Origin of the sequence: Mesorhizobium sp. Root157 (assembly GCF_001427385.1) — a bacterium.
Taxonomy (GTDB): Bacteria; Pseudomonadota; Alphaproteobacteria; order Rhizobiales; family Rhizobiaceae; genus Mesorhizobium.
In genome coordinates this window covers 641,665-659,463 of record NZ_LMGJ01000012.1, presented here as the reverse complement: position 1 = coordinate 659,463, position 17,799 = coordinate 641,665, and the positions used below count along the sequence as shown (strand labels likewise).

Sequence of the window (17,799 nt, the reverse complement as noted above, 5' to 3'; positions counted from 1 at the left end):
AGGTAAGTAATGCGACCTTGCGGCCGCCCGTCCGGTGGCTTCCCTCAACCGGCACACCGGCCATGCGGTTGCCCGCCGGCACACGATGCCCGGTTCGAGGGCCGAACTTGGGGGCTCATCACCCAGCCGCACACCGTCATGCGACCAGCCCGGCACCGACGCTTCCCCTCGATACCCGGTGCGCACCGAGTTTCCCGCAGAAGCGATGCGAAGGATTATGGAGGCGGTGCGAAGGGGTGTGGAAAAAGGCGATGAGAGGTTTTGCAGGAAGTGAATGGGAACAAGGAGTTGGCGGCGGGGACGGGTGGCAGGTGCATGGATCGATCCCCATTCTCGACCGCGGACGGGGCTTTTCCNAGAAGCGATGCGAAGGATTATGGAGGCGGTGCGAAGGGGTGTGGAAAAAGGCGATGAGAGGTTTTGCAGGAAGTGAATGGGAACAAGGAGTTGGCGGCGGGGACGGGTAGCAGGTGTATGGATCGATCCCCATTCTCGACCGCGGACGGGGCTTTTCCGGACCGCCGGCGTACTGCCGCTACGTCACGGCATGGATACCGGCTCGCCCTCGTTCCGCTCGGTTTGCCGGCATGAGGAACTTTATTGTTCTCAGCGCTTCGCTCCGGTTTCCAGCACGAAGAACTTTACGCCACCCGCTCACTGCGGCAGCGAGATGTTGCCTTCGGCGTCGAGCGGGAAATCCGGATTGTGCGCCACTTCCCACACATTGCCCTCGCAATCGGCGAAATAGCCGTACCAGCCGCCCCAGAAGGCGCGCTGCGCCGGCTTGACGATGCGCCCGCCGGCCTTCTCGGCCAGCGCCAGCACCTCTTCGACCTCCCGCTCCGAGCGGGTGTTATAGGCGAGATAGACCCGCGACGGCGCGCTGCCAAAGGCGATGCCGGCATCCTCCTCGGCACTGGGGCGGGGAAACAGCGCCAGGATCGCGCCGCCCATCTGGAAGAAGGCCACCCCATCCCGGATGCGATGGCGGGTCAGGCCCATCGCCTCATAGAAGCCTGCCATGCGGTCGAGATCGTCGACGGCAATCGTGACGATGGAGATACGCGGCTCCATCGCCTATTCCCCCTTCCACTCCGGTTCGCGTTTGCCGATGAAGGCGCCGATGCCCTCCTCCGCATCGCGCGCCATCATGTTCTCGACCATGACCTGCGACGTATAGGCGTAGGCGTCCTCCAGCTTCATTTCGACCTGCCGGTAAAACGCTTCCTTGCCGATCTTGAGCGTCAAAGGCGATTTGGAAGCAATGGTTTCGGCATATTTGGTGACAACCTGATTCAAGTAGTCGCGCGGGACGACACGGTTGACGAGACCGAAATCCTTTGCCGTGGCGGCATCGATGGTTTCGCCGGTCAGGAGCATTTCCATGGCCTGCTTGCGCGAGGCGTTGCGCGAGACGGCAACCATCGGCGTCGAGCAGAACAGGCCGATGTGGACGCCCGGCGTGCAAAAGGTCGATTCATGCGTGCACACGGCGAGATCACAACTGGCGACCAGTTGCAGGCCGGCGGCGGTGGCCAGCCCGTCGATCTCGGCGATGACGGGCTTAGGGTGATGAACCACGGTCTGCATGAGCAGGGCGCATGCAGCGAAGGTCTTTTCGAAGAAGGCGCGACCCCGGTCCGGATCGCCGCGGTGCGCCGACAATTCCTTGAGGTCGTGACCGGCGCTGAACACCTTGCCCGCCGAAGCAATGACGATGACGCGCACGGCCTTGTCGGTGCGGGCCGCTTCAAGTTCGGCCTGCAACGCGGCCATGGCGGCAAGCGACAGGACGTTGGCAGGCGGGTTGGCCAGGGTGAGCCGCAGAATGGGGCCGGTGCGTTCCGCCCAGACAGGCCCTTGCGGCATTTCACGCTTCATCGCGACCACTTCGGCCATTTTCACCTCCAACATTTCCGGGTGCGACCTTTATCCAATAGGAACAGGGCAAAAACCAGTGCGACATCCGTTGAAGACCGGCAACGGAATGTGCTTTCTCGGGCCATATGACGGATTTGGAATTCGTCGCATAAGGATCAAGGCGGTGAACGAATTTCGGATTCGGGACACCAGCACCGAACGGAACCGAAGCCATGCCCGCACAAGCCACCTTGAACCCAGTCCTTACCGTCGCCGAAGTCAACGGCCTCATCGCCTCTGTCTTTCCGCAGTTGAATGACGGCCATCCGTCATATGAGGCGATCGACGTGTTTGCCGGCGGCTGCACGGTGCGTCTCAATGCCGGCGAGCGGCATCTGCGCCCCGGCGGCACGGTGTCCGGCCCCGCGCTGTTCACGCTTGCCGATATCGGCGGCTATGTCTGCGTGCTCACCCATGCCGGGCCGGATGCGCTGTCGGTGACGACAAACCTCAACATCAACTTCGTGCGCAAGGCCGAAGCCGGGCCGATCGACGGCCACTGCCGCATCCTGAAACTGGGCAGGAGCCTGATGGTGTTCGACATCGATATCGTGGCCGGGCCCGACAAGCACACGGTGGCGCATGCGACAGGCACCTACTCGATCCCGCCGAAACCGTGATTTTAATGCGGTAAAATAATACCACACTACCAACACATTGTTTTTGCTTTTCTTTTCATGAATCGTTCAAGCTTGCGACGCTTGACGCGCTGCCGGCCCTCCCCTATAAGCAGCCTCGAAACAGCGGCCCGCAAAGGTCGCCGTTTTGTTATTGGCAAAGCAAACGCCAATCCAAGCAACAAGAAACGCCTTCCTGGCCTGTCGGGCCGGCAAGGTTCGAACCGAAAGCAAGAACCATGACAACCTTTTCGCAGAAGCCTGCGGACGTGGTGAAGAAGTGGGTGCTGATCGACGCCGAAGGTCTCGTCGTCGGCCGTCTCGCCACTGTCGTCGCCAATCGCCTGCGCGGCAAGCACAAGCCCACCTTCACCCCGCATGTCGACGATGGCGACAACGTCATCATCATCAATGCCGACAAGGTGGCGTTCACCGGCAAGAAATTCACCGACAAGGTCTACTACTGGCACACTGGACACCCCGGCGGCATCAAGGAGCGCACCGCGCGCCAGCTGCTCGAAGGCCGCTTCCCGGAGCGCGTGCTTGAGAAGGCCGTCGAGCGCATGATCCCGCGCGGCCCGCTTGGCCGCCGCCAGATGAAGAACCTCCGCGTCTATGCAGGCGCCGAGCATCCCCACACGGCCCAGCAGCCCGAGACGCTCGACGTCGGCGCGCTGAACGCCAAGAACAAGAGGGCCTCGTAATGGCTGAGCAGCTTTCCTCGCTCGCAGAACTCGGTTCGGTTGCGCAGGCCTCGGAGCCGGCCGCACCCGTCCATGTCCAGAAACTCGACAAGTCGGGCCGCGCCTATGCCACCGGCAAGCGCAAGAACGCCATCGCCCGTGTCTGGGTGAAGCCCGGTTCAGGCAAGATCATCGTCAACGGCAAGGAATTCGCGACCTACTTCGCGCGCCCGGTGCTGCAGATGATCCTCAACCAGCCGATCGTCGCGACCAGCCGCGCCGGCCAGTACGATGTCGTCGCCACCGTCGTCGGCGGCGGCCTGTCGGGCCAGGCAGGCGCTGTGCGCCACGGCATCTCCAAGGCGCTGACCTATTACGAGCCGGCGCTGCGCGGCGTGCTCAAGAAGGGCGGCTTCCTGACCCGCGACAGCCGTATCGTCGAGCGCAAGAAGTACGGCAGGGCCAAGGCCCGTCGCTCCTTCCAGTTCTCCAAGCGTTAAAGCTGGAAAAATATTTATCAATCAAATCAAGGGCTTAGCTAACAACTTAGCCCTTGACATATTTTTACACGCTTGACCAAACACCTGAATCCATTGAGATTCCAGTTTCTGGAATTGACATGGCTATGACACGCCTCCACTTTGGGAGCGCCTGCGGTTAGCGGATTTTGGCTTTGTCTGTTCCCGACTGTGATCGGCAGGGCAAGGCTAATGGCATACGAAAACCGCCACGAATTTATGGACGGGAAGATCGTCCTCTACACTCGCAACGACAATCCGACCTATCACGCCCGTATTCGCATCGACGGGCTGGACAACTATATCGTCAAATCGACAAAACGAACCAACTTGGCAGAGGCCAAGGCCGTCGCTGAAACATATTTCAACGACTACTGGTATCGCTTCAGGAATGGCCTAGAGGTCGGAACAAACACATTTTCGACCCTCTATAAGCGCTGGGCCGAAGTGCATCAAATCGGCCTGTCAACTCATCGCCTGACCTACATCAATGGCACGGCAAATCGATATTTTATTCCCTATTTTGGCAAATATTCACTTTCCCAGATCAGCGACACGCTGGTCGAAAAGTATTGGGACTGGCGGCGCAATTATTGGGTTTCAGCAGCGGGCACTCAAAAGATTGAAGCCGCTCAAAAGGCACGCCCCACAAAGCTCCACCCGCACAAATCTCGACTTGGAAATGTGGCGAAGATTCCCGCCTCCAAGACGCTACAAATGGAACAGACGGTTCTCCGGCAGATATTCGCATGGGCTGTTCGCACAGGGTTGATGACCCGAATGCCTCATGTGAAAGTTCCATTACAAAAGAAGCATGGCGTGTCGAGGCGTCCGGCTTTCGAAGAGGAAGACTGGAAAGCCCTCTATCGATATCTGCGCAGTTGGGCAGGTGACGACAAGCCGGAAGATAAATCAAATTCCGATTATCAGCCGCTGCACACCCACACCATGTCAAACGGTGTTCATATCTATCACCGTCACCTGCTCAGAAATTATGTTCTGTTCATGCAGGCATCCGGCTTGCGCCCTAATGAGGCACGGCAGTTGCGCTGGCGTGACCTGAAAATCAAGAAGGATCGAAAAGGCATCGATCAACTTCACCTCAATATCGCACCCACGACCAAGACGGGCGAGCGCACATGCGTCACACTTCACAATGCGATCGAAATCGTCGCCCGCATGAGAGAGCAGAACAATCGTACCGGGCCTGACGATTTCGTCTTTAGCGATCGGGATGGAAGGCCGGTAGAGAATTTCGGCAAGACGTTCAAATCCGTTCTCGACGCCGCAGGTCTGCTCACCGATAGCTTTGGACAGGTCCGCACTATCTACTCGCTACGCCACACCTATGCGACGTTTCGCATAGCCAATTCGGACATAAGCTTGCACGACTTGGCGAAGAACATGGGTACGTCGCCGACCACACTTTTCAGTCATTACTCCCATGTTACGGCCACGCAAAAGGCGCATATTCATGGCGGCAGCCTGAACAAAGAGAAAAGCCGTAAAGGTTGGTATCTTTGATCAACATGTCCACCCAAAATCTACATTAACCTATATCGATAGATCCGAGCGTGGCATTTATCGCCTTGAGCGTTGACCCAACGTATCCGCCACTTCGCTTCGCAATCGATCTAACCTTTTTATCCGATGAAAAATACAATAACACCCTTATTAAGGCATATATACTTAGCTTTATTGGCTTATTGTTTGCATTATGCAAAAATTTACGAAGTATATAATCAGGTTTTTCAATTAAATTATTTAAAACGTTGTTCAATTCATCTATATTAGATATACCTGCTGATTTAATCAGCGATAAAAGCCTGTTATATTTTATTTCATCTTTTGGATCATACCTATCTCTTACCTCAACAACAATTCCAGCAAGCCTTGCTGCCTGCTCTATTCTTTCAACGTCCCTACTATTTTGAATGTATACATCAAGAGATTCCATATTGATTGCGACTGCAAGCTGCCCCTCGCTCACGCCTGCTGCATAAGACCGCCGAAGATTTCCGACAGATTTCTCGACCTCAGAGAGGTCCTCATCCGCCCCCTCCAGAAGTGCACTTACTCTGTAGAGTTTGCGCTTCACTGGAAGCGGGATGTCACTGTCGTTCTTATATCTTAGCTGCCTATCAATTACAGCCCATGCGTGCTGCAACACCGTACGCACTTGGATTTCAGCCTTCATCCCTTCGTACTTCCTGAAATCTGGCAAGCGAACCCGGTTTTCTATGTGGCTTACGATAAGGTGCACAGACAAATATCCAAATTTATCAGGGTCCGAAGCCGAATTCTTATCTATTGAATTTGCTCTATCGATAATGAAATTATCTTCAATAATTTTACAAATTGCATCAACATCTTTCTGATAAAGGACAACAAATCTTACGCCGCACAGATCTGTTACATCTTTTAGCTTTTTATATTTTCCTGCCTTTTCGGGTCGTTCCAGTTTTCGCTTGAAACTCTCAATATCTTTCGCTCTCGACTCGGTGTGAAATAGATCTACGGAACCATCCTTTGCCAAGTCCTTGACTACTCGCACTATACTCTCGGCAAGCTCTCCATAAATCACACGACTGGCAGCATATTCCACCGCCAATCGCTCAACAATTTCGATCATTTGCCCTTCGCCCCAACACCAATAGGCCCTGCCCTTATGGAAAGAACCGTAATCCTCGATACCTGTCCCATACAAGTCGTATTGACATTTTAGGAATCTTATCCTATTATTTCTTAGAGGCTAATGGGATGAACACGCATGAATATCGGATACGCCAGGACCAGCACGATCGAACAGACAGCCGGCCTTGAAGCGCAACTTCGGGATTTGAAGACTCAAGGCTGCGACAAGATTTTCAGCGAACAGGTTTCCTCGATCAATTCCCAGCGGCTGGAATTGGAAAGGGCGATCGAGTTCGTCCGTGAAGGTGATGTGCTGGTCGTGACCAGACTCGATCGGTTGGCCCGATCCGTTGGCGACCTGAATCAGATCGTCGCCCGCCTTCAGGAAAAGGCGGTCGGGCTGAAAATTCTCGACATGGCCATCGACACGACATCGCCAACCGGAAGATTGCTGATGAACTTGGTCGGATCGATCGCCCAATTTGAGCGTGAAATCATGCTGGCTCGGCAGCGGGAAGGCATTGCGAAAGCCAAGGCCGAACATAAATTCAAAGGGAGAGTACCGACCGCAAGGCGGAAGCTGCCGCAGGTCTTGGAAATGCATTCTTCCGGTAAGACGGCCATCGAGATTGCAGCCTCTCTGGGAATTGGCCGATCCTCTGTCTATCGCATTCTTGCAGAGGCCGCATAGCAGGAGGAACCAAGCCTATGGCTGAGAACCGATTGATGCACCGCCACCTCAAGGTGAAACGCAACGTGTTCCGTATCATCGAAATGCATTTGGCTGAAAAAGGAGCAACCGAAATCGCTAGGGCGACCGGCATCAGCAGATCATCCGTTTATCGTGTCATATCTGATATCATGGACAATCAACCGATCCCGACGAAAGCACCAGAAAATCACCCGTACTGAAAGCGGGATTTGTGAAATGCGGACGAAGCGATGGAGACAATCGAGCAGGAAAACTATCGGGAGCAGCTAAAGGCATTCATTTTGGCGGAAAGAGTGAAATCGCCCCGCAAACCCGTTGGCTTCTTTGGAAATTGGGCATTTCATTCGCTCAAAGAGGCTGAGTTCGTCCGCAAAAATGCCGATGGAGTAGAATTACCTTGAACAGCAAATCAACCAAGGAAAAGCGGCGCAGGATTCCGGGGTTCACCCTGAAAGAATTAGAGGAATCCGGAAAAATCCCGCCCTACACCCACCTGATGGATTCATTCGACCACTATCTTGCCGGCGAAGAACGCAAGGCGAAAGAACGGGCTGCGAACCTCCTTCCGGCTGTGGACAACAACAATGAGCAGTCAACCGATTGATGAAGAAAGAAATTGCGGTAATTGCCAGCATATGGCTTGGCTGGTGGCGCTTGGATTAGGCGTTCGATGCACACATCCGGACAACAGGAATAAAATCCTCTACGAAGCATATCCAGAACTGAGACACGAACTGCCGCTTTTGCCGTTGTCGCTAGATTTTGTCTGCGACCATTTCCGGCGTAAGAAGCACTAAACGGACGTAGCTAATGGAAACGGTCAGCCGGGAAGCGTAAAGTAGGTAAGTTTCTCCTACACCTTACGAACCACCTTCCCAAACTAAGTCTATCAATTCTATGATAGGTCACATTTCTTCGCCCGGGGGAGCGAGACGCATGGGAATTGCAAGTGAACTGGCTAAGCTTTCCGACCTGCTGAAGAGTGGCATTCTAAGCGAGACAGAATATAACCTTACAAAAAAGAAGCTACTTGATGGACGGTTGAACAATTTCGATCCCGATGAAATTGGAGAAATATATAATTTACATAAGGAACATTCGATATCAAAGTCTGAATTTGATAAATTGAAAAATGATATGCTCAATGAGCATGATAATAAAGGTCAGAAATTTGAGAAAAAAGAGTATATATTAGGCGGTGGTTTTTTTAGATTTATATTACTGACGTTGTTAATTTGTACTTCTTCCATTATATATTATAACAATAATGTTGTATCAATATTTTCAAAAGATTATATACAGAAAAATATAAAAAACAGAAAATGGGAAGTTCAATCAATCCAAGTGCCACTCACATCAGCATTTCAGACACGATATGATGTCATTGCGATTCTAGAAGATAATGATAACAAAATTGAAACAATCGATGCCACAATTACCGGGCGTTGTTGGATTGGAATGTGCATAATAAGCGTTAACAAAGGTATTTTCAGTGATATTTTCTAGAGGAATGGCTATATCAACTTATATTCGACAAATCCGCCTTTTCTCTTAGCGCCTCATAAAGCTGGCCCGGTCCAAGCAGCACATCCTTGAGGCCGTCTCTGACCTTCTGGGATTCCAGCGCCTGTTTGCTCATAACGGTATGTGCCGACAAGGCATCCATGACGGCATTCAGGATTTCATCGGCAAGAGTAGGCGAGTTGGCGAACTGGGCCTTGGTGTTGTTGCTGGCCTGCGTGACCAGTTCCTTGGATTCCAGCAATTTCCCTTTGATGACGTTGTTCACATAGACAAGCTGGTCATCGTCGGTCAGTTCGCCTTGGAAAAGGTCATTCACCTTGGCGATGATTTCGGCAAGAAGCGCCTTTTCTTTATCCTGAATGCTGCCCGATCCGGCTTCGGAAAGCGGAGCAAGCTTCGCCTTCTCATCGCCATCGATTGGCAATGGCAACCGCCCCTGCGATTTCAGGCTGTGGTGGGTCAGCTTCACTTTCGACAGATCAATGCCATCCCGCTCCCGGCCAAATTCCAGCAGCGGAATAAGACGCCGGTAGAAGATGAAACGCTTCTCGATATCGGTGTTGCCGTAGTCGAATATCTGCGACAGGAAGCTGTAAAGCCGCAGATATGCGCCCATATCACCCTTGAACAGGATAAGAGAATTCAACTCATCACGGGCGGCAGTGGCGGCATTTTCATCCTCCTTATCCAGCGCCGTTTTAAGCCTTTCCTGAGCGTTTTTGTATTTCTTGAGCAATCGGTCGGCTACTGGTGACAAAGCCGCCACAAGCTGCCCCTGTTGGCCTTTGGGGTCCATTTCGACACGAACAACCCGATCAACTTCAAAGTCATCATAGTGGCCGGTTGCATCGAGCTTTGATCGCAGATTGAAAACCAGATTTGGATCGGTAACGGCTTCCAGTTCCGCCGTGTCATAGTAGGTCCGGAAAGCCGCAAGGATATCTTCCGAACTGTTGACGAAATCCAAGATGTAGGTGGTGTCCTTGCCGGGATGCGCCCGATTGAGACGTGACAGGGTTTGCACCGCCTGAATGCCGGCAAGCCGCCGATCGATATACATGCCGCACAGCAACGGCTGATCGAAGCCGGTCTGGAATTTGTTGGCCACCAAAAGCAGTTGATATTCTTCGCCCGCAAAGGCTTCCCGGATATCCCGGCCTTTCAGGTTTGGATTCAGTTCCTTGCCGGTTTCGGTGAACGGATCAGGACCGCTTTCCTTGTCGTCAACCTCTCCGGAAAACGCCACCAAGGTTCCGATCTTGTAGCCCTTGGACTTGATGTATTTTTCAACGGCAATCTGCCAACGGACGGCTTCCTTGCGGCTAGTCAGAACCACCATTGCCTTGGCCTTGCCATCGAGCAGCGGAGAGACATTCTCCCGGAAATGCTCAACAACAATCTGAACTTTCTGGCTGATGTTGTAGGGATGGAGCCGAACCCATTGCATGATGCCTTTCAGGGCAGCGTCACGCTCAACCTGTTTGTCGTCCCATTCCTTGCCGTCATTGGCCAACTTGAAAGCCAATCGATACGGCGTATAATTTTTCAGGACATCGAGGATAAAACCTTCCTCGATCGCCTGTCGCATCGAATAGACGTGGAAGGGTGCGGGCAGATTGTTTGGGCCGGCAGGTTCATCGAGCTTTGGTCGCCGTCCGAACAATTCCATGGTTTTCGATTTCGGCGTAGCGGTGAAGGCAACGTAGGTGATGCCCTTCTCATTCGCCCGTGCCGCCATCTGAACCGCCAGCACATCTTCCGTGCTGACTTCACCACCGTCGCCAAGTTCGGCAATTTCTTCTGCCGATAGAACCTGCTTCAGCATCGAGGCCGCTTGGCCGGTCTGGGATGAATGCGCCTCATCGGCAATGACAGCGAATTTCTTGCCCTGCGTTGCAGCCAGATCCCGAACCGCTTCCAGGGCAAATGGAAATGTCTGGATCGTGCAGACGATAATCTTTTTGCCGTCATCCAGCGCTTTGGCCAGTTGCCCGCTCTTGCTCTCGCCTTCGCTCTTGATGGTAGCAACGACACCAGTGATCCGCTGAAAATCAAACAGCGCTTCCTGCAATTGGGAATCGATCACATTGCGATCGGAAACCACAATCACCGTCGAAAACAGTTTTTCGTTGTTGGCGTCATGCAGATCGGCGAGGAAATGCGCTGACCACGAAATCGAATTCGTTTTGCCTGACCCGGCAGAATGCTGAATGAGGAACTTGCCGCCTGGGCCTTCGGCCAGGACGGCTTGTTGCAACTTTCTGGTGGCATCCAACTGGTGGTATCGAGGGAAAACAACGCTGGTAATCTGCTTTTTGGAATTCCGCTTGGTGACCAGATAACGCCCGATGATTTCGAGCCAGCTTTCCCGCTCCCATATCTGTTCCCAGAGATAGCTGGTGGGATGGCCATTCGGGTTGACCGGATTTCCCTTGGCTCCGTTGTCACCCATATTAAACGGCAGGAACCGTGTCGCCTTGCCGGCAAGCTGCGTCGTCATATGGACTTCGGTATTGCTGATGGCGAAGTGAACCAATGCTCCACCCGGGAAATTCAACAGCGGCTCGGCTGACTGGCCTTTTGGCCGTGGATCACGATCGAACCGATATTGATCGATCGCATCATCAACGGTCTGGGTGAAATCGGTTTTAAGTTCGGCAGTGGCAACCGGAATGCCGTTGAGAAACAGCACCAGATCGAGGCAATTTTCATTGGATTTCGAATAGCGAACCTGCCGAACAACACGAAGCCGGTTAGCCTGATAACGAGCGATAATTTCTGGATTCATCGCTAAGGCAGGCTTGAATTGAGCGAGTGCTAATGGCTGTTTCAGGCCGATCAGTTCCACACCATGGCGTAAAACATCCAAGGTGCCACGGTCGTCGAGCTGTTTGCGGATACGTTCCATCAAAACGGTTTCGGCAGAAGCGCCATGATTCTTGGCAATCGTTTCCCATGCCTTCGGCTGGGAATCCTGAATCCAAGAAATCAGGTCTGTTGGGTAGAACGCATAAATTCGATCAAAAAGGCTGGCACTGCCACTGCCATAGAGCCATCCATGAGCGGCAAGATACCCGCAAATTTCGTCTTCGAAGCTGATTTCTTTATGGATATTCATTCTGCTGCAATCTGCTGCTGCACCTGATCACGCACATCAATTTTGCCGGTAACGGCGGCAGAGATGAGGGCTGAACGGCGCTCTTGGAGCAGAGCGTTGGCTGTTTCGGCTTGCAACAGCAAATTGTCCACCCCACACGTTTCTCGGTCAAGGTACGCACAAATCTCAGCTTGCTCTTGCTTGGGCGGCAACGGCAACCGAAGGTCGGATAGTGCCTCTCTGTTGATCTTGGGCATAGCCACCCGATCGGCTTCCATAACCGACCATGCGGTGAATTGAGGCGAGAGCAGCAGCCACAGCAGATACTGTTCGGCAAGTCCGTTGCGACCCCGCATCGGATACATGTCTGCACTGCACAGGGCGTCGACGGGCGTCAACACAGCTTTCGCCAGAGCAGGCCTTATTTTTGAATAGATCACATCGCCCGCCTGGCAGAGGTACTTGCCGCTTTCGGCACCTTGCTCGACAGCGGTCTCCATGAACAGAAGGCGACCCGTAATGCTTTCAACGTGGTTCGGGGCGATGAGAACCATAGAAGCAAATGGCTCTTTTCTCGGATCAACTTGTCCCTCTGCTATCTGAACGCACCGAGAGAACTTCTCAAGCATCCAATGCGCCGGAATCTCCCCCAACCATTCCACACCGGAATCCTTCATCGGCACATCGGGATCGAGGCCCTTGATGACGGCACGGGAAATGACAGCTTGCCGCTTTTCCTTCAGCAGCTCGATGAGCTTTTTTTGCTCATCAATCAGAGCATCGATGTTGGCTGTCTCTCGATCGAGAAAGGAGGCTATACTGGCTTGCTCGGCCAGCGAAGGTAGAGGGATGTAGAACCTATTTAAGTCATCTTGGAATAGATGTGGGACGCCCATGCCGCCCTTGATGCGCTGGATAGTGTTTTCTATGTAATACGACTGAAATAGGTAATACCCATAAATACTATCTAGATTTGAATGCGGGCTTATTACAGCGATAGAGCTGTTAACGGTAGCGGGAATTGGAAGAACTCGAATGATATTGACAGTGCCAAGGGTAGAACCGTCCTTGGCCAAGAGAATATCTCCGACTCTAAGTTTGATTTCTGGAGATTCCTCGTAGCGAAAGTGATCGATGAAGTTCACATTGCCAAAGTCAATCACGCTACCCTTAATGTTCGGAGTTGCTAGGAATGCATACCCGTCATCAACGTATTCTTCCGCCTTTAGCCCCTTCCAGCCAAGCCGGGCACGCACCCATGCCTCATAGCCTAACCTGCTGATTCTCCAATGAGCTGGCACCTCATCAAGCCACTCGACGCATGAATCCTTGTGGCTTTCGTATTTTGGAAAGCTCATGCCGCCAGCCCCTCGATCATGGCTTTGATCCGGTCGGTGACCACTTTCAGATCGGCGTTGATTTCATCCAGTGCCCGTGGCGGTTCGAACACATAGAAATGCCGGTTGAACGGGATTTCATAGCCGACCTTGGTCTTGTCGTGATCTATCCACGCATCGGACGCATGAGGCAAAACTTCCCGCTTGAAATAGGTTTCGACATCTTCCGACAGCGGCACATTTTCTGTATCCCGCAGCGAAGAATTAGGCTGTGGCTTGCCCTTCTGCCTGCCTCGCTCACCAAGGATTATTTTCCCATCAGTGTCCTTCAATGGGCGCTCGACCGTAATAGTCCGATAGCCAAATACTTCATTGGGGAAGATGCGAGAAATCGGAGCGAGTTTCACCTTGCCTTCAGCGGGAATGAGAGGCGGTTCATCAGCCCGCAAAATCATCTGGCCAACTTCCTTGCCATCCCCGTCAATTATCGTCGCCAATTGCGCTTCGACAAATTCGCCAAACAGGCTGGTAACCGTGGCTATACCGTCGTCGCCCATTTCTCGGCGTTTTGAACCAAGGCTTTTGCGCATCTTCCGCCACATGGACGATGCATCGATCAACTGAACCTTGCCCTTGCGATGGGCAGGCTTCCGGTTGGACACGATCCAGACATAGGTGGAAATGCCGGTGTTGTAGAACATATCCGTAGGCAATCCGATGATTGCCTCGACCAGATCGTTTTCGAGCAGATGGCGACGGATTTCACTTTCGCCAGACCCGGCAGAACCGGTGAACAGTGGCGATCCGTTCAACACGATGCCGAACCTGCAACCGCCTTCGGATGCCGGTCGCATTTTGGCGAGCAGATGCATCAGGAACAGAAGTGATCCGTCCGAAACCCTTGGTAGACCCGGACCAAACCGGCCATTGAAACCTTGGCTTTCGTGTTCCTTCCGTACCTCTTTTTCGACCTTCTTCCATTCGACGCCAAAGGGCGGATTGGACAGCATGTAATCGAATTTCTGGCCATGATGGCCATCATCGGAGAGTGTATTGCCGGCGATGATGTTGCCAACGTTCTGACCCTTGATCAGCATGTCCGCTTTGCAGATCGCATAGGACTCGTCGTTGAGTTCCTGACCAAACATGGTCAGTCGAGCATTTGGATTCATGTTGGACAAATGTTCATCGGCAACCGACAACATGCCACCGGTGCCGGCAGTCGGATCATAGATTGTGCGCACCACACCCGGCTTTGACAGCACATCATCATCTTCAACGAAAATCAGGTTGACCATAAGCCGAATCACTTCACGAGGCGTGAAATGCTCACCTGCGGTTTCATTGGAAATTTCCGCAAATTTCCGGATCAGCTCTTCGAAGACCTGCCCCATCTGGGTGTTGGAGACATTATCGGGATGCAGGTTGATGCCGGCGAATTTCTCGGCGACTTGATAGAGCAGACCGTTCTTGGCCAGCCGATCGACCTGAGTGGCAAAATCGAACCGTTCGAAAATATCCCGCACATTCTCGGAAAAGGCTTGGATGTATGCGAACAGGTTTTCCCGGATGTGGTCCTGATCGCCCATCAGGCGCTTCATGTCCATTTCGGACGTGTTGTAAAAACTTTGCCCGGATTTCCGCAAAAGGAACGGTTCAGGATTGATGCCGGCCTTCGACCTATCTGCAAATTCCGTCAGAACCTCAGCCTTGGTCGACTCCAAGACGCAATCGAGCCGGCGAAGGACCGTGAACGGCAGGATGACCTTGCCATAGTCGGATTGCTTGAAATCACCACGAAGCAGGTCGGCCACTGACCAGATGAAGGCGGATAGGGTTTGGTGATTCATGCTATGCTCCGGGCAGTTCCAAGCCCATCTGACCAGCAGAGACGCCGTTCATCAAGACAACCATTGTCGCACGATAGGCCATGAAACTGTGCCGAAGGTTACCGACAGCGCTCCTATGCTGCCCGCCCACCGGCATCGCCCTTTCCATAGGTTCTCAATGATTGGAAGATCGATGAAATCTGTCGCCTGCGTTCCTCGGGATGGTGAGCATAAGCGGCCTCTTGATTCAGGATCAGCTTGAGGGTCGCATCGTCCACGCCGGCAGATCGCAACTTCAGGGCAAATTCAAAGAAATTGTCATTTCCAGCATTCGGAATCTTGGCCACTTTCCGCCAATCTTCCGTGATGGATTCGATCGCAACATCCATCACCCAATCATTGGCCGGGATCGGAAGTTCTGCTTCTGCCGGTTTTTGTTGATATTTTTGAATCCAATCCCTTGGTTCCAATGGCTTCCTTTTTCCGCCTTTGAACTCAAGGAAAATATTCCCAGACGGATCGGCGGCCTGACAAGGAAGATAGAACAGGCTTGCTGCGTTCTTCTTGCTCGGGTCAAAGCCATGGTCGATGGAAACCAATTCAAACCGTGACCAGAATTTTCTCATGATTGTTTCAAGGGTCTGGACACTGAAAATGGTCGTGGTCGGAATGTAGACCCGATATCGTGGCTTGGCTTTGGTGGAACTGAAGGTGTTGAAAATCACCATTTCGAGATCGGGAAAAAGGTCGGCCAATTTTTCCGGATGGAGATCACCACCATCGTTATCTAGCCAAATCCCTCGAAGAAATTCGATATTCGGAATCCCCCTTTGGGTGTCAACTCCATCCTTTGGGTTGAAATAGGCTGGACTGATCAACGAGTTGTCTTCTCGACTGGAGATGGTTCTTTGCGATTCCTGCTTCAAGAATTCGATAAATTCGTGACTGGATTCATATAGATTATAATCTTCTGGTATTTTTGCCGTTATGGATTGGAATTGCGTTCCATAAAACAGGCTTGTTACGTTTTGTATATAATTATTAATATATGTTTCGTAACAACGAGAAATATCAGGGAAATCATTTAATACTATTTTATTACATTTGTTGATTAACTCATCATGAATCTTTGCTGACCTCTTTCTGTAGTTGTATGCAGCTTGTCTTGCTGCACCGCTGTTGTATCTCCTTCTCCTACCAGATTTCTTTGGCTCGGTCTGATCGGCGGATAACCAATCCAATTTCTCGATTGTCGATCCGGGCAACAACTGATGGAGATGATCGGCGGTCGCTTTATCCACCACAATAATCTGGACGGGATGCGTGTCATCGTTCGATCGCAGTGAACAGCGCATGATCGACTGATAGGCGGTTTCATAAAATCGGGCGATCTTCACCTGCTCGTCAGTCAAACCCAGCGTCTTGAAATAGGCCGTTTCAGACGGACTTGGATTCAAGGCCGACAGAAAGACCACATTGTTCACATCCTGATAGCAGTTCAGGCCATGGGAGATGTTTGCCAGATGCTTTGCGTTTGGATTGTTCGGAAATAGGTTCTCGCCATGTACCTTATTGGCCACCCAGAGAAACCGCTCATCGCCGAAATGGTCGGAGATTTTTTGAACAATCTGTTGATGGAGAGATGAACCATCAATCACTGATTGTTTGTCCTGAAGCTTTCCGGACCATGATTGATCCATGACGTAATGGATTGTCGCTCGGCTTCCATGATGTTCATGAAATCGCAGTCCAGCTGCCAGCTTCTTGTCCTCAACGAAGCTAACCCCAAGCATCGACCATAATTGATATATCAGGGTGTTCTGGAAATTAGCCGACAGAATGATGGTGCTCTGGAACGGCTTCACCACTTCCGGGCGAACCAGCGAAAAGGCAATCAGCTTCTTTTCAAATGACGCATCCGAGTTTAGCGCTTCAATGCTGGTCTTCGGAACGAACACGCTGATATGTTCGGCATGAGCATTCCACGCCAGTTTATGGATATCGGCCCTTTCCGTTACATTTTCTGGAAAGTTGATGACCTTTTCCGGATGCTTGCGCAGCAATAGTTGCGTCAGATCACCCCAAGGGGTTGGTGACTTCGAACAGGCACTCGCCAGTTTCAGGACTTCCGTATCGATCATCAGATCAAAGGCATGGTGAACCTGCGGCGCTTCATCAATGATGAGATGCCAATCAAGCTTGCCATGGTAGCGCAGCATCTTCAGAGCCTCGTGAGTGATGAAAACCATCTCCCCGACGTTCATCTGAGGCTTAGTCAGACACGGACGCAGACGACTGATGACCGTATCGGTCTGCTCGTCATTGTCATCAGATACGATTTCTTGAACCAGAACATTTGTAGAGCATCCACCCTTCAGCGCAGCCATTGTTTCAGCAATGACCTGCTTGGTTGGCATGGCAATCAGAATTCGATCGCCGGCCATGGCTCGCTCACGGGCGCATTTCAGAATGGCGGCATAGGATTTACCGGAACCAGCCGGTGCGTTCAAATATTTTATCATGTATGCAGTGTCTTTTAAATATTGTTCAAATATATAAATTGACTAGGCAAGTTGTATTCAATCAAGATAACTCGCCGCATGTAAGGCTGTACGCAGGGTATGTCAAGAGGAATAATCCGATTTAACGTACTCATCACGCTTATGTTCGATAGGAAATCATGCTTATTAGAATAATAATCTAATAATTGGCGAAGCAGATGCCACGAAAGGCGCATTTTCTATACATTTTTCAACTGTAGAATATTTTAGGTAATTGCAGGAATAATTTTGCTTTTTGCTTACTTACGGTTGATCAATGCTTCTTACCACCTTATATAAACCTAGCTTACGAAGGAGCCGACCAAGATGAGCGAGACCGAGCCAGCCAGCGTTCGAACGCTCAAGCGGGAGTTTCAGTTTGCGCAGA

At 52.0% G+C, this 17,799-nt stretch carries 16 protein-coding genes; 9 read left to right on the top strand and 7 right to left on the bottom strand.

Annotated features, from left to right (window positions below; all coding sequences use genetic code 11):
* Positions 1 to 654: 654 nt before the first annotated feature.
* Together ASD64_RS11095 and ASD64_RS11090 are read right to left on the bottom strand one after the other, a co-directional pair.
* Complete coding sequence (locus ASD64_RS11095) at positions 655 to 1,074, bottom strand: VOC family protein (RefSeq protein WP_056104889.1); 420 nt, start codon at positions 1,072 to 1,074, stop codon at positions 655 to 657.
* A 3-nt stretch (positions 1,075 to 1,077) separates the two neighbouring features.
* Positions 1,078 to 1,899, bottom strand: a complete 822-nt coding sequence (locus tag ASD64_RS11090) for an enoyl-CoA hydratase (RefSeq protein WP_056105090.1) — start codon at positions 1,897 to 1,899, stop codon at positions 1,078 to 1,080.
* A gap of 194 nt (positions 1,900 to 2,093) precedes the next feature.
* On the opposite strand from ASD64_RS11090, the gene ASD64_RS11085 reads away from it, so the two are divergent.
* The 4 genes from ASD64_RS11085 (at position 2,094) to ASD64_RS11070 (ending at position 5,262) form a co-directional block, all read left to right on the top strand.
* Positions 2,094 to 2,540, top strand: coding sequence for a PaaI family thioesterase (locus ASD64_RS11085; RefSeq protein WP_056104887.1), 447 nt, complete (start codon positions 2,094 to 2,096; stop codon positions 2,538 to 2,540).
* A gap of 236 nt (positions 2,541 to 2,776) precedes the next feature.
* Complete coding sequence (gene rplM, locus ASD64_RS11080) at positions 2,777 to 3,241, top strand: 50S ribosomal protein L13 (RefSeq protein ID WP_056104885.1); 465 nt, start codon at positions 2,777 to 2,779, stop codon at positions 3,239 to 3,241.
* On the top strand, positions 3,241 to 3,720 hold the full coding sequence (gene rpsI / locus ASD64_RS11075) for a 30S ribosomal protein S9 (protein WP_056104884.1): 480 nt from the start codon (positions 3,241 to 3,243) through the stop codon (positions 3,718 to 3,720). The genes rplM and rpsI overlap by 1 nt, the downstream gene beginning before the upstream one ends.
* A 210-nt stretch (positions 3,721 to 3,930) precedes the next feature.
* A complete protein-coding gene (locus ASD64_RS11070) occupies positions 3,931 to 5,262 on the top strand; it encodes a tyrosine-type recombinase/integrase (RefSeq protein WP_056104881.1) in 1,332 nt (443 codons plus the stop codon).
* 25 nt (positions 5,263 to 5,287) lie between these two features.
* Here ASD64_RS11070 and ASD64_RS11065 read toward each other — a convergent pair whose 3' ends face one another.
* The gene (locus ASD64_RS11065; RefSeq protein WP_056104879.1) at positions 5,288 to 6,370 is read right to left on the bottom strand and encodes a GTP pyrophosphokinase family protein; all 1,083 of its coding nucleotides are present in this window, start codon (positions 6,368 to 6,370) and stop codon (positions 5,288 to 5,290) included.
* A 138-nt stretch (positions 6,371 to 6,508) separates the two neighbouring features.
* On the opposite strand from ASD64_RS11065, the gene ASD64_RS11060 reads away from it, so the two are divergent.
* The 5 genes from ASD64_RS11060 to ASD64_RS20985 all read left to right on the top strand — a co-directional run bounded on the left by ASD64_RS11060 (position 6,509) and on the right by ASD64_RS20985 (position 8,590).
* Positions 6,509 to 7,063 carry a recombinase family protein gene (locus ASD64_RS11060; RefSeq protein ID WP_056104876.1) on the top strand — a complete coding sequence of 185 codons (555 nt, stop codon included), beginning with the start codon at positions 6,509 to 6,511 and terminating at the stop codon, positions 7,061 to 7,063.
* A 17-nt stretch (positions 7,064 to 7,080) separates the two neighbouring features.
* Positions 7,081 to 7,284: a helix-turn-helix domain-containing protein gene (locus ASD64_RS11055; RefSeq protein ID WP_056104874.1), complete on the top strand. Its 204-nt coding sequence runs from the start codon at positions 7,081 to 7,083 to the stop codon at positions 7,282 to 7,284.
* 30 nt (positions 7,285 to 7,314) lie between these two features.
* On the top strand, positions 7,315 to 7,485 hold the full coding sequence (locus ASD64_RS20990; protein ID WP_156460099.1) for a hypothetical protein: 171 nt from the start codon (positions 7,315 to 7,317) through the stop codon (positions 7,483 to 7,485).
* A complete protein-coding gene (locus ASD64_RS11050; RefSeq protein ID WP_056104872.1) occupies positions 7,482 to 7,688 on the top strand; it encodes a hypothetical protein in 207 nt (68 codons plus the stop codon). The genes ASD64_RS20990 and ASD64_RS11050 overlap by 4 nt, the downstream gene beginning before the upstream one ends.
* Before the next feature lie 332 nt (positions 7,689 to 8,020).
* Complete coding sequence (locus ASD64_RS20985; RefSeq protein ID WP_156460098.1) at positions 8,021 to 8,590, top strand: SHOCT domain-containing protein; 570 nt, start codon at positions 8,021 to 8,023, stop codon at positions 8,588 to 8,590.
* A gap of 13 nt (positions 8,591 to 8,603) precedes the next feature.
* Here ASD64_RS20985 and ASD64_RS11045 read toward each other — a convergent pair whose 3' ends face one another.
* The 4 genes from ASD64_RS11045 to ASD64_RS11030 all read right to left on the bottom strand — a co-directional run bounded on the left by ASD64_RS11045 (position 8,604) and on the right by ASD64_RS11030 (position 17,381).
* Positions 8,604 to 11,726 (bottom strand): type I restriction endonuclease subunit R, encoded by a 3,123-nt coding sequence (locus ASD64_RS11045; RefSeq protein ID WP_056104870.1) that lies wholly within the window; start codon positions 11,724 to 11,726, stop codon positions 8,604 to 8,606.
* The gene (locus ASD64_RS11040) at positions 11,723 to 13,063 is read right to left on the bottom strand and encodes a restriction endonuclease subunit S (RefSeq protein ID WP_056104867.1); all 1,341 of its coding nucleotides are present in this window, start codon (positions 13,061 to 13,063) and stop codon (positions 11,723 to 11,725) included. The genes ASD64_RS11045 and ASD64_RS11040 overlap by 4 nt, the downstream gene beginning before the upstream one ends.
* The gene (locus tag ASD64_RS11035) at positions 13,060 to 14,892 is read right to left on the bottom strand and encodes a type I restriction-modification system subunit M (protein ID WP_056104865.1); all 1,833 of its coding nucleotides are present in this window, start codon (positions 14,890 to 14,892) and stop codon (positions 13,060 to 13,062) included. The genes ASD64_RS11040 and ASD64_RS11035 overlap by 4 nt, the downstream gene beginning before the upstream one ends.
* 113 nt (positions 14,893 to 15,005) lie before the next feature.
* On the bottom strand, positions 15,006 to 17,381 hold the full coding sequence (locus ASD64_RS11030; protein ID WP_156460097.1) for a hypothetical protein: 2,376 nt from the start codon (positions 17,379 to 17,381) through the stop codon (positions 15,006 to 15,008).
* Positions 17,382 to 17,799 lie beyond the last annotated feature (418 nt).

Excerpts from the sequence above, each read along its gene's own strand:
- ASD64_RS11035 (WP_056104865.1), bottom strand. The coding sequence starts at position 14,892 with ATGAATCACCAAACCCTATCCGCCTTCATCTGGTCAGTGGCCGACCTG.
- ASD64_RS11060 (WP_056104876.1), top strand. The coding sequence starts at position 6,509 with ATGAATATCGGATACGCCAGGACCAGCACGATCGAACAGACAGCCGGC.
- rpsI (WP_056104884.1), top strand. The coding sequence starts at position 3,241 with ATGGCTGAGCAGCTTTCCTCGCTCGCAGAACTCGGTTCGGTTGCGCAG.
- ASD64_RS11045 (WP_056104870.1), bottom strand. The coding sequence starts at position 11,726 with ATGAATATCCATAAAGAAATCAGCTTCGAAGACGAAATTTGCGGGTAT.
- ASD64_RS11085 (WP_056104887.1), top strand. The coding sequence starts at position 2,094 with ATGCCCGCACAAGCCACCTTGAACCCAGTCCTTACCGTCGCCGAAGTC.
- ASD64_RS11055 (WP_056104874.1), top strand. The coding sequence starts at position 7,081 with ATGGCTGAGAACCGATTGATGCACCGCCACCTCAAGGTGAAACGCAAC.
- rplM (WP_056104885.1), top strand. The coding sequence starts at position 2,777 with ATGACAACCTTTTCGCAGAAGCCTGCGGACGTGGTGAAGAAGTGGGTG.
- ASD64_RS20985 (WP_156460098.1), top strand. The coding sequence starts at position 8,021 with ATGGGAATTGCAAGTGAACTGGCTAAGCTTTCCGACCTGCTGAAGAGT.
- ASD64_RS11090 (WP_056105090.1), bottom strand. The coding sequence starts at position 1,899 with ATGGCCGAAGTGGTCGCGATGAAGCGTGAAATGCCGCAAGGGCCTGTC.
- ASD64_RS11065 (WP_056104879.1), bottom strand. The coding sequence starts at position 6,370 with ATGATCGAAATTGTTGAGCGATTGGCGGTGGAATATGCTGCCAGTCGT.
- ASD64_RS11070 (WP_056104881.1), top strand. The coding sequence starts at position 3,931 with ATGGCATACGAAAACCGCCACGAATTTATGGACGGGAAGATCGTCCTC.
- ASD64_RS11040 (WP_056104867.1), bottom strand. The coding sequence starts at position 13,063 with ATGAGCTTTCCAAAATACGAAAGCCACAAGGATTCATGCGTCGAGTGG.
- ASD64_RS11095 (WP_056104889.1), bottom strand. The coding sequence starts at position 1,074 with ATGGAGCCGCGTATCTCCATCGTCACGATTGCCGTCGACGATCTCGAC.
- ASD64_RS20990 (WP_156460099.1), top strand. The coding sequence starts at position 7,315 with ATGGAGACAATCGAGCAGGAAAACTATCGGGAGCAGCTAAAGGCATTC.